Annotated in this window: 11 protein-coding genes and 1 pseudogene; all 12 read left to right on the forward strand. The window is 50.0% G+C overall.

Translation table 11 applies throughout. From position 1 onward, the window contains the following. The first annotated feature begins 211 nt into the window (after positions 1 to 211). Positions 212 to 1,819 (forward strand): C39 family peptidase, encoded by a 1,608-nt coding sequence (locus ACKFKF_RS03620; RefSeq protein WP_446866427.1) that lies wholly within the window; start codon positions 212 to 214, stop codon positions 1,817 to 1,819. A gap of 180 nt (positions 1,820 to 1,999) precedes the next feature. Next, a pseudogene (locus tag ACKFKF_RS03625) lies at positions 2,000 to 2,608 on the forward strand (Uma2 family endonuclease). A gap of 327 nt (positions 2,609 to 2,935) precedes the next feature. Further along, positions 2,936 to 5,842 carry a tetratricopeptide repeat protein gene (locus ACKFKF_RS03630; protein WP_446866428.1) on the forward strand — a complete coding sequence of 969 codons (2,907 nt, stop codon included), beginning with the start codon at positions 2,936 to 2,938 and terminating at the stop codon, positions 5,840 to 5,842. Positions 5,843 to 5,888: 46 nt separating this feature from the next. Then, the gene (locus ACKFKF_RS03635; protein WP_446866429.1) at positions 5,889 to 6,179 is read left to right on the forward strand and encodes a hypothetical protein; all 291 of its coding nucleotides are present in this window, start codon (positions 5,889 to 5,891) and stop codon (positions 6,177 to 6,179) included. A 29-nt stretch (positions 6,180 to 6,208) separates the two neighbouring features. Continuing rightward, a complete protein-coding gene (tnpA, locus tag ACKFKF_RS03640) occupies positions 6,209 to 6,673 on the forward strand; it encodes an IS200/IS605 family transposase (RefSeq protein ID WP_446866430.1) in 465 nt (154 codons plus the stop codon). Between the two features lie 297 nt (positions 6,674 to 6,970). Next, positions 6,971 to 7,153 (forward strand): element excision factor XisH family protein, encoded by a 183-nt coding sequence (locus ACKFKF_RS03645; RefSeq protein ID WP_446866431.1) that lies wholly within the window; start codon positions 6,971 to 6,973, stop codon positions 7,151 to 7,153. Beyond that, complete coding sequence (locus ACKFKF_RS03650; RefSeq protein ID WP_446866432.1) at positions 7,141 to 7,278, forward strand: hypothetical protein; 138 nt, start codon at positions 7,141 to 7,143, stop codon at positions 7,276 to 7,278. The genes ACKFKF_RS03645 and ACKFKF_RS03650 overlap by 13 nt, the downstream gene beginning before the upstream one ends. Continuing rightward, on the forward strand, positions 7,269 to 7,475 hold the full coding sequence (locus tag ACKFKF_RS03655) for an element excision factor XisI family protein (protein ID WP_446866433.1): 207 nt from the start codon (positions 7,269 to 7,271) through the stop codon (positions 7,473 to 7,475). The genes ACKFKF_RS03650 and ACKFKF_RS03655 overlap by 10 nt, the downstream gene beginning before the upstream one ends. A gap of 39 nt (positions 7,476 to 7,514) precedes the next feature. Continuing rightward, positions 7,515 to 7,754, forward strand: coding sequence for a hypothetical protein (locus tag ACKFKF_RS03660; protein WP_446866434.1), 240 nt, complete (start codon positions 7,515 to 7,517; stop codon positions 7,752 to 7,754). 38 nt (positions 7,755 to 7,792) lie between these two features. Beyond that, entirely contained in the window at positions 7,793 to 8,071 is a 279-nt protein-coding gene (locus tag ACKFKF_RS03665) for a hypothetical protein (RefSeq protein WP_446866435.1), read from the forward strand. Positions 8,072 to 8,186: 115 nt separating this feature from the next. Next, complete coding sequence (locus ACKFKF_RS03670; protein ID WP_446866436.1) at positions 8,187 to 8,648, forward strand: hypothetical protein; 462 nt, start codon at positions 8,187 to 8,189, stop codon at positions 8,646 to 8,648. A gap of 93 nt (positions 8,649 to 8,741) precedes the next feature. Continuing rightward, positions 8,742 to 10,093: tetratricopeptide repeat protein (locus tag ACKFKF_RS03675; protein ID WP_446866437.1), on the forward strand; the 1,352-nt coding region annotated here is incomplete at its 3' end.

Genomic DNA, 10,093 nt, shown 5'->3' on the forward strand with positions numbered 1-10,093 from the left:
GGGGGGCAGAAGTGCTGACTAACGAAGCGAGAAAACTCCATCGAATTCACGTTAAATTATTAGGGGTTCCTGTCGCCGCTCGATCGTCAAAAATGCCGCTTCTACCTGGGTGGTCAATCCTCGTAATTCATCAACAAACCGAGAACCCTTGACACCCTAAGTCAGTAGAATTTTTCACCCCTTATCCCTCATCCCTCCATCCGTAACTACCATGACCGATCCTACTGTCAGAAATCTCGCGGGGGTTGCCGCTCCACCCATCTACGCCGGGCCGAGAGAAGTCTTGGTCAACAAGCCACTGACGCTTAAGGGAAGCTACGACACCAGGCGAATCGCCAAAATCACTGTGGCGGCCGAAGACAAGTTTCCGTTGAGTGTGACGACGAGCGCAGGAACGTGGCAGGTCAACATGCCTAGAGGTTTTTCGGCGGCAGGAACGCGCTGGCTGCGACTGAGAGGCTTTGACGCTGCCAACAAGGTGGTTGAGGATCGAATCTTTTATATTACGGTGAGTGCTGACCCGTTGACCGTGGGGCAAGCTCTGACGCTGAAAGTCATGCGCGATACGTTCTTTAAAGTCGCTCCTTTTGACTCAGGCAAGCTCAAGGACTCTGAGAAGGTATTGGTCAAAGCGGGGCAAACTTTTGCAGTCAATCGCTACGGCTATCTGGATGGACATCTCAAGCTGGAGTTGGCGACGGCGATCGCGCCCATTGGGGATTTTGGCTACCTCTACGAAAATGATGTGCAACTGAGTAAGGGCAATCAAGTGCTGCGGTTTGGCATTGATGATGTGCCGGATATTCCTCTATCGGCTCAGATGTTGGTGACGACGACGACGCTGATCAAGGCGAGAGTGGCGGATTCGTCGAGGCTGGCGGCAAATGAGAAGGCCAACCTGGTGGAGGGGCAAACGCTACAAATTTTGGGCTATGCCTGTGTGAGCGGCCACTTTAGAGTGAAGTTGGCGCAACCGTTGCCTAATTTTGGCGATGTGGGATATGTCTTCTGGCAATATGCTCAAATCAAGCGTGACGGCAAGGTGATTCCTTATGACCCAAATGCGCTGACGGTGACGGCACTGCGATCGACCATTCTCAAAAAGCGTCCAGTAGACTCGGCTCAACTACAACCGCAAGAACGAGCAGGTTTCAACGCGGGCGATTTCTACGGCGTGTCGAGCTACATGATTCAGGGCGGACACATCAAAGTCACACTGACTGAGGAAGTTCCTAATTTTGGCAATACGGGCTTTGTGTTTCCTGATTTTGTGCAGATGAAGCGGGGCGGACGAGCGTTTAACCCGATTCCGGGAACGGTCGAGATGAATGTGCCGTACTTTTCTCAGCGTGACAACCCTCGCTATTATTGGTCAACCTGTAATGTGACGGCGATCGCGATGGTTTTCTACTACTACGGACTGCGCTCTAAAGACGGCGGTCAGCTAGAGGATGAGCTTTTGCAGTGGTGTTTTAACAAAGCTGGAGAAGGCTCTCAGACCAATCACAACGTTTTGGTAGAAATGATTGAGGCGTATGGCTTTAAGAGTCGTTTTAGCACGACTTATAAGTGGCAGGAGGTGAAGGAAGAGTTGATGAATGGTCGTCCGGTCGTCTTGTGTGGGCTGTTTACGCATGGGGGACACATCATTACGACGATCGGGTACACGCCTCAAGGCTACATTGTGAATGATCCGTGGGGCGATGCGATTTCTGGTTATACGAATACCGAAGGTCGCAAGCGACTCTATCCTTACAGCTATGTGGATCAGACGGCTGGCCCTGACGGTGAGGTGTGGGCGCACTTTATTTCCAAGTAATCGGTTTTATCGAGAAACGATCGCTTCCCCAATTTTGCCAGGATTTGAATGTCAGGTGCAGCGGTTTTTTAGGCAGATTGGAACATCTCAATAAAGTTGGGCAGCGTTGCCGTTTCTTGCAAAGCGCATCGTGCATTCAATTCAAACCTTCAGCGTAGATTGTCCTGGATGGGAGCAAAAATGGAACTGACCCTTCCCCTCAAGCTGGATCTTAAGCACGTTCATCTCAGCGATGAGCAATTTTATCAACTCTGTATTCATAATCCTGACTGGACGATCGAACGGAACGCCAAAGGAGCCTTGATTGTTATGTCGCCAGTTGGAGGAGACAGCGGAAACCGAGAAATGGGCTTGGGGGGGGAGCTATATCTCTGGAATAAGCAGACCCGACTGGGAAAGGTGTTTAGCTCTTCGACGCTGTTTGAGCTTCCCAGTGGGGGAGATCGTTCTCCGGATGCAGCCTGGGTAGAGTTGTCTTGATGGCAAGCCCTCACACCAGAACAGCGCCAAAAGTTTCTGCCAACTGCCCCCGATTTTGTGATCGAACTCCGCTCTCGCACGGATGATCTGGCGACGCTTCAGGAAAAGATGCAGGAATATCTGGCGAGTGGGGTTCGCTTGGGTTGGCTGTTCAATCCTCAAGACCAACAGGTTGAACTCTACCGTCAAGGGCAGGAGACAGAAGTGCGAACACGAAGTGTAGCGAAGCTCCCGCTGCCCACAAAACTTTCAGGAGAGTCTGTACTTCCAGGATTTGAGTTGCAGGTCGATCGCTTTACGGACGAGTAAGCTGTCGCGACCCCTCGCGGGTAACTCATAGAGATCGCGCTTCTAACTCAATCTCTCCAGATCCGAGCGCGTCTGGTGCTGTCTGAAATAGGAACTTTTCTGTTTTTAGCCCGATGATTTGAGCAAAAAGCCTGGAGCCTCAAGCAAAAAGTGAAAACGATCGCACTTTGAGCAGAAACAATCGTGTTTTGAGCAGAAACAATCGCACTTTGGACTGCACAAGTGTCGTTTTCTACAGCAGTTCTGAGGGTTCACGGAATTACTTAAGTTTTTAGAGTAGAAAGAGTGTAGAAACGATCGCCGCTCTCGGTTCTCACCTGCTGCCTGATGAAGAATTTTTTTGTTAGCTACAACCGCCACGATCGCGCCTTCGCAGAATGGATCGCCTGGATTCTGGAAGAGGCAGGATATTCGGTGGTCATTCAGGCGTGGGATTTTCGCTCTGGCGGAAACTTTGTACTGGATATGCAAAAGGCGGCATCGGAAGCGGAAAGAACGATCGCTGTTTTGTCAGACAACTATTTGCAATCTCTGTTTACTCAACCAGAATGGGCAGCGGCGTTTGCTCAAGACCCAACCGGGGAAAAACGAACCTTAATTCCGATTCGAGTGGGGGAATGTAAGCTGACTGGCATCTTGGCAACGATCGTTTATGTCGATCTGGTCGGAGTCGATGAGGCAGAGGCGCAAGAATTGGTGCGGCAGTCGGCGCTAGATGGACGAACCAAGCCCACCCAAAAGCCAGGATTTCCGGGAAGTGTGGCACCGGAGGCAACGCGATCGAAGCCTGTCTATCCTCTCAGCATTCCGGCGAATCTGCCGCTTGTCAGCAAGATCTTTGTGGGGCGAGACGAGGATTTAGCGACGCTGCATGAACAGCTTCAATCGAGGGAGACGATCGCTATTTCATCAATTACGGGAATGGGCGGGATTGGCAAGACGGAGTTAGCGGCGCAGTATGCTCTTGAGCAGCGAGACCTGGGCACCTATCCGGGGGGAATCTGCTGGCTAAAAGCGCGAGAGGATGTGGGATCGCAGATTGTCCTGTTTGCGCGATCGCACTTCAATTTCTCAATCCCAGACGATCTGGAGTTAGCCCAAAAGGTAGCCTGGTGTTGGCGAAAGTGGGAGCAAAAAGAAACGCTGATTGTGCTGGATGATGTGCAGGCGTATGAGGATGTCAAACCGTTCTTGCCGCCACAGCGATCGCAGTTCAAGGTGTTGATGACGACGCGATCGCGCTTTGGTCATCCTGTCCAAAATTACGAAATCAAGGTGCTGTCGGAAGGGCAATCACTGGAGTTGTTGCGGGCGATCGTTCAAGATTCACGAGTTGATCAAGATTTGGCAACCGCAAAGCAAGTTTGTGAGTGGTTGGGCTATTTGCCGTTGGGGTTGGAGCTTGTCGGGCGGTATTTGGCGAAGAAATGGGATGTGTCGATCGGGCTTTTGTGGCAACGGTTGCAGGATAAAAAGCTATTTGCTCAAGCCTTGCTCAAAGCGGAATCAGGAATGACGGCATCATTGGGCGTGACGGCTGCGTTTGAGTTGAGTTGGCAGGATTTGGATCAAAACGCTCAACAGTTGGCGGCGTTGTTGAGTCTGTTTGCGCTGGCAGAAATCCCGTGGGAGTTAGTTGAGGCGTGTTTGCCGGAGGAGGATGCAGAAGCCCTGGAAGATCTGCGCGATGACAAGCTGTTGGGGTTGAGCCTGCTGGAGCGAACTGGACAGGAGATGTATCAACTGCATCAACTGCTGCGAGAGTTTTTTGCGGTGAAGCGAGAGCAGATGGCAGAAGTAGAGGAATGGAAGCGATCGTTTTGTCGGGTGATGGTGACAGTGGCAGAAACAATTCCGTATGTTGCAACGCTCTCAATCATCAAGAAGGTAACATCTGCGATCCCACACGTTGAGGAAGCAGCAACAACCCTAGAACCTTGGTTGGCAGATTCAGATGTGATGGAACCTTCTCGACGGATTGGTTGGTTCTATAAAGGACAGGGAGCCTATGCTAAAGCATTGTCTTGGTTAAAGGATTGTTCAGAAATTGTGGAGAAGCGGTTGGGAAATAACCATCCTGATGTGGCATACAGCCTCAATAGCCTTGCAGCACTCCACGAGATTCAAGGCTGCCATACGAAAGCAGAATTTCTCTATTTGAAATCTCTTGACATTTGGCAGCAGCAGGGTGAAACTGATCGCTCTGAGGTTGCAGCCTGCCTCAATAATCTTGCAGGACTATACTTGACTCAAGGGCGATACGTAGAAGCAGAGCGTCTTTGCATTCAATCTCTCAGAATTGATCGCCAGTATTATGGCAACGCTCATCCTGAAGTCGCTACAGATCTTAACACCCTTGCAGAGTTATATCGTCTACAAAGCCGCTACACAGAAGCTGAATTACTTTTAACAGAATCTCTCAAAATTCAACAGAATCAACTAGGCGACGACGATATTGCTCTGGCAACTACATTAAATAATTTATCGTTACTTTCACATGATCAAGGACGTTATGAAGATGCAGAAGTATTTAAGCTGAAGTCAATAGACATTGAGAAAAAGCATCTGAGTTCTGATCATCCTCAAGTAGCAGTTAGTCTGAACAATTTAGCAGAACTCTATCGGCGGCAGGGTCGTAATAGTGATGCTGAACCTCTATACATAGAATCCCTGAAAATTATGCGAAAACATTTAGGTAACAACCATCTCAAAGTAGCAATGCTCCTTAACAACCTATCACTACTTTATCTAGACCAAGAACGTTATGAGAAAGCAGAATCATATAAGTTGAGATCGCTAGAAATTGAAGAAAATAATTTAGGTTCTGAGTATCCTCAGATAACTACAAGCCTTAACAATCTTGCCCTAATATATCAGGCACAAAAACGATACGTTGAGGCGGAGCTAACATACGGGCGATCTATAGAAGCTGGGCAGCGGCAGTTGGACGACAACCATCCTGATATAGCGCGAAGCCTTAGCAATCTTGCAGGACTCTACACTAGTTTAGGGCGCTATGCGGAAGCGGAACCCTTATTTCATCGTGCGATTGGTATTTATTACGAGCAACTGGGGGAGGCACATCCCGATACCCAAGGTGTCTGGCAAGACTTTGTAATTTTCTTGGTGCAAGCGATTAAAAGCGATCGCACAACAGAACTCTCAGATCATCCAATGACGCAAGCCCTCCTCCAACAATTGCGAGCGAAGAACGACTCCACAACCGAGGCATAGCGGACAGGAACGATCGTCAGGGTGCGATCGTCGCGTTGATTTTCCATTGCGAGGGAAGCAGTTGTGGGAGAAGGGGCGATCGTTTAAAGCGGGACAGCGATCGTTCGGAGCGGGACAGCGATCGTTGGAAGAGAGACGGCAATCGTTCGAGACGGGAGGCGATCGTTTGGAGTGGAGGGGCGATCGTTCGGAGCGGGCAGAATTTTCTCGCTGCGTTATCCATCCGCCCGTGATTGCAAATCACGGTCTATCAGAACAAAGTCCGTTGAAACAGACTGGGAGAATTGAGGGATTTTGGCGAGGGGTGTTGGCTTTAGTAGAGGGTCGGTCACCCTAAACCAGAGCAGAGGATTTTGAACTTTAGCCATGCCACTTTGGGAACTCAACTATCATTTTGTTTGGGCGACACATCAACGGCTTCCCTTGATTACGCCAGTTCGGGAGACGATCCTTTATCACATCATCAAGGCGAGAACTCATGAATTGGGCGGTTGTCTTCATGCCATCGGCGGCATTGCTGATCACGTTCATGTGATTGTTTCGATTCCACCCAACATTGCTCCAGCCGAATATGTCAAAGCGGTCAAAGGCAGAAGTTCTCGCTACGTGAACCTCAATCATCCCGACTTAAAGCCCAAGTTTAAATGGCAAGAGGAATACAGCGTCTTCTCAGTCAGCAAAAGAACCCTAAATGCGGCAATTGCCTACGTCCAGAATCAGAAACACCACCACGCTAACAACACCATTTCCCAAAAAATAGAACCCGATGCCCTCTCCGCCTCATCCTTTTCCCAGTCCGTTTCCAACGGACTTTGCTCTGATAGACCGTGATTTGCAATCACGGGCGAAATAGCAGCGTAGCGAAGAGCCATTCAAGACCTTTGTTTGTCAATTCCCTCAATGTAGTTCAGAAACCTCGATTGAGGGAATTCAAAGCGATCGCCTTTCCGAACTCTCAGATCATCCAATCACACAAGCCCTCCTCCCACAAATCCAAGCAGCAGAAGGTTGAGAGGTAGTAGTTCCGCTTCACGAAGTATTTGCCTCCTAACGGATTGAAAAGAGCCGCGATCGCAAGCCAGTGATACCGTTAAAGTATCGGTTCTGCCATCAACTCACCATGCCTTTGTGATTTATCAAAGTACGCTAGAAGATATCGAACCCGACCGCATCCTCTATCTCGCAATTCGATCGCTCACTTATCGAGAAGTCTTTGAGGAAACGATCGGAGCTAGTCTCCTTCGCAAGCAACTGCTCAAACTCCTTATCTTTGATCCAACGACAAAAACAATTGTGCAATGGATACCCTAGAGACCTACCGCCAAATCATTCGCAATGTTCTCACCCCCTACCTGAACATCACCTACGCCAACGTCAACGCTCAAAACTACGCCGCCTTTGATCCAGAAACACTCAGTATCTTGTCATGTCTATAGGCTGGAATCGAGGCGAGCGCATTCATAGCTGTTTGATCCACATCAGCATCGAGAAAGGCAAAGTCTGGATTCAGCGCGACGGAACCGAAGACGGCATTGCAAACGAATTAATTGCGGCTGGCATTCCCAAAACTGCGATCGTCCTCGGATTCCATGAACCTGAGATTCGACCCTTCACCGGATTTGCAGTTGCGTGATTCAGCAGGAGAGTAGATGATCGCCCAATTGTGAACGCTGTGGCAGAGATTCTCACCCGCGAAGAAATGAAGCACCGATACGATGGCGAATGGCTTTTGGTTGCTTGCACCGAAATCGATGACCAATTGAATCCCATTCGTGGACAAGTGATCGCTCATTCTCTCAATCGAGACACCATCTATTATGACGAAGTTGCAGCCCATCGTCGTGACGGAACAAAGACGCTTGCGATCGAATATATGGGGGATATTCCTGAAGATTGGGCAGCGATGTTGTGACCGCTCGACTTTTGATTGACACTGGAGCGAGTTACACAATGGTCTCTGATCGATTGGCGCGATCGATCGTCGATCAATCCTTTGAAGACCTTCCCTGCAAAGCCATTCTGACTGCAAACCGAAGAATCACTGCACCGATCATTCCCGTTCCCTGGATCAATTGCTTCGGCGATCGCATCTTTGAGCAAAGTTCTCTAGCTACGCTCCACGCGGTGTTCGCTCCTCCAAAAGCCATCCGAGAGAACCGCACCGATGAACTCTCGGATCATCCAATGACACGAACACGCAGTGAAGCGAAGCTACCGCACTTCAAGTAGAAACAATGAGGGTTCAAACTCAATCATTCCTACTTTCTACTGAAATTCTGAAGTTTTACGGAACAACTTTCATTTCTGGAGTAGAAAAGATACAGTCCTACTTCGGAAAATTCTTATGGCTGATCCATTAAGCGCGATCGGTATTGCTGCGTTTGCATTCTTGAGTCATTTTGCTCAGTCTGAACCTGGTAAGAAGTTTATTGAATCGATCGTCGGTAAGCTGGGCGAGAAGACGCTTGAGGCGGGATTGAAGAAAGCGGATGGATTGAAGTCGATCGTCATCAAAAAACTTCAAGGAAATGCGGCGGCAGAACGAGCGATCACGGCGGCGGAAGGCGGAGACCCAGAGGCTTTACAGGATGTGGGTGCTTTTTTGCGGTTGGCAATGTCCCAAGATCAGGAGTTTGCGGCAGAGGTACGGCAGATTGCAGAACAAATTATCAACGTCGGCAAAACTGATGCCCGTAATGTGATGAATGTCTACGATGGTCAAGGATTGCAAGTGAATGATCCAAAATCGCAGGTGATCCAAGCTGGAGAAAATGCCAAGTTTTACTTTGGGGTTAAGGAGGATTGACTGAATTCGTCGGATTCCGGCTCCGACAAAGTAACGCCGTCTTATGAAATTCCTTATCGATCGCCTCCAAATTTTGTAGGGCGGACGACTGAATTGGCGCGGCTGGATGAAATTTTTGAGACTTCCGCTCAAGTGGCAATTTCTGCGGTGTCGGGAATGGGAGGATTGGGAAAAACTCAGCTTGCGGTGCAGTATGCGACTCGGAATAAGGCGAAATTTTTGGGGGGCGTGTATTGGCTAAATGGACAGACGGGGGATATCGCATCGCAAATTTTGTTTAGGGCAGAGTTCGATCGACACCTACCAGGATTGGAGGCCGTCAAAGCGCAACTGCTCGAACCGGAACAGCTCATCGCGTGGTGTTGGCAACAGTGGCGACCGGATGGATTGACGCTGATTGTGCTGGATGATGTGGCAGACTGGGCGAAAGTGCGATCGTTCCTACCGACTGAAGATCGATTTCGGGTGTTGGTGACGACGAGACGACAGGATCTTTTACCAACGCGGGTGACGATTCCGCTGGATGTCTTGCAGCCCTCAGAGGCGCGGTGGCTCCTGGCATTGTTGGAGAGTCACGGGCGGGTCGAGCAGGATCAGGCGACGGCGGATCGGCTTTGTGCGGCGTTGGGGTATTTGCCGTTGGGGATTGAGTTGGTGGGGTGTTATTTGAGGCGCGATCGCTATCGGACTTTGGGGCAGGCGATCGCAAGTTTGCAGGCAAAAGGGATGCAAGATCCGGCGCTGGTGAGGGCGGATGACGATGAGATGCTGGCGGAGCGAGGGGTAAAGGCGGCGTTGGATTTGACGTGGGAAACGCTGGAACCGGAAGCGCAGCAAGTAGCTCGACTGTTGAGTTATTTCGCGCTGGATTGGATTGGGTGGGACTTGGCGGAATGGGTGATGCAACGGGTGGAGGGTGAAGCGTATGAATTGGGAGGATTGAAGGCGCGGCTGGAGAATGCGTCGCTGGTGCAGTTTGAACAAGATCGACCGGGTTGGTGTCGGTTGCATCCATTGGCTCGGCAGTTTTTGCGGGAAGAGGAAGCCATTGCAGTTCAAGAGACAGGAGAAGATCCGTTTCGATCGGCGTTTGTGTCAGGGATGATTGCGATCGCGAGTCAAATGCCAGGTAACCCAACAACGAAAAAGATTAAGGGGTTTGAATTGGTACGATCGCATATCCAAGAAGTAGCAGAACACCACACCACAGAATGGGAAGGAGACGATTTAACGTGGCCGTTCATTGCACTCGCGCGATTCTATGAAGGACAGGGACTCTATCGCCAAGCGGAAGAATGGTATGCAGAGTGTTTGAGCGTCACCGAATCTCGCTTTGCGGGCGACCATCCCGCTGTGGCACTCAGTCTCAACAACCTGGCAGGACTCTACTACGCGCAAGGACGATTGACTGAAGCTGAACCGCTCTATGGGCGATCGCTGGAGAT

The organism is Phormidesmis sp. 146-12, assembly GCF_052939495.1.

What these genes read in the sequence shown, in the direction of transcription:
- ACKFKF_RS03650 (WP_446866432.1), top strand. Translation starts at nt 7,141, where the DNA reads ATGGATACCCTAGAGACCTACCGCCAAATCATTCGCAATGTTCTCACC.
- tnpA (WP_446866430.1), top strand. Translation starts at nt 6,209, where the DNA reads ATGCCACTTTGGGAACTCAACTATCATTTTGTTTGGGCGACACATCAA.
- ACKFKF_RS03670 (WP_446866436.1), top strand. Translation starts at nt 8,187, where the DNA reads ATGGCTGATCCATTAAGCGCGATCGGTATTGCTGCGTTTGCATTCTTG.
- ACKFKF_RS03665 (WP_446866435.1), top strand. Translation starts at nt 7,793, where the DNA reads ATGGTCTCTGATCGATTGGCGCGATCGATCGTCGATCAATCCTTTGAA.
- ACKFKF_RS03620 (WP_446866427.1), top strand. Translation starts at nt 212, where the DNA reads ATGACCGATCCTACTGTCAGAAATCTCGCGGGGGTTGCCGCTCCACCC.
- ACKFKF_RS03655 (WP_446866433.1), top strand. Translation starts at nt 7,269, where the DNA reads ATGTCTATAGGCTGGAATCGAGGCGAGCGCATTCATAGCTGTTTGATC.
- ACKFKF_RS03630 (WP_446866428.1), top strand. Translation starts at nt 2,936, where the DNA reads ATGAAGAATTTTTTTGTTAGCTACAACCGCCACGATCGCGCCTTCGCA.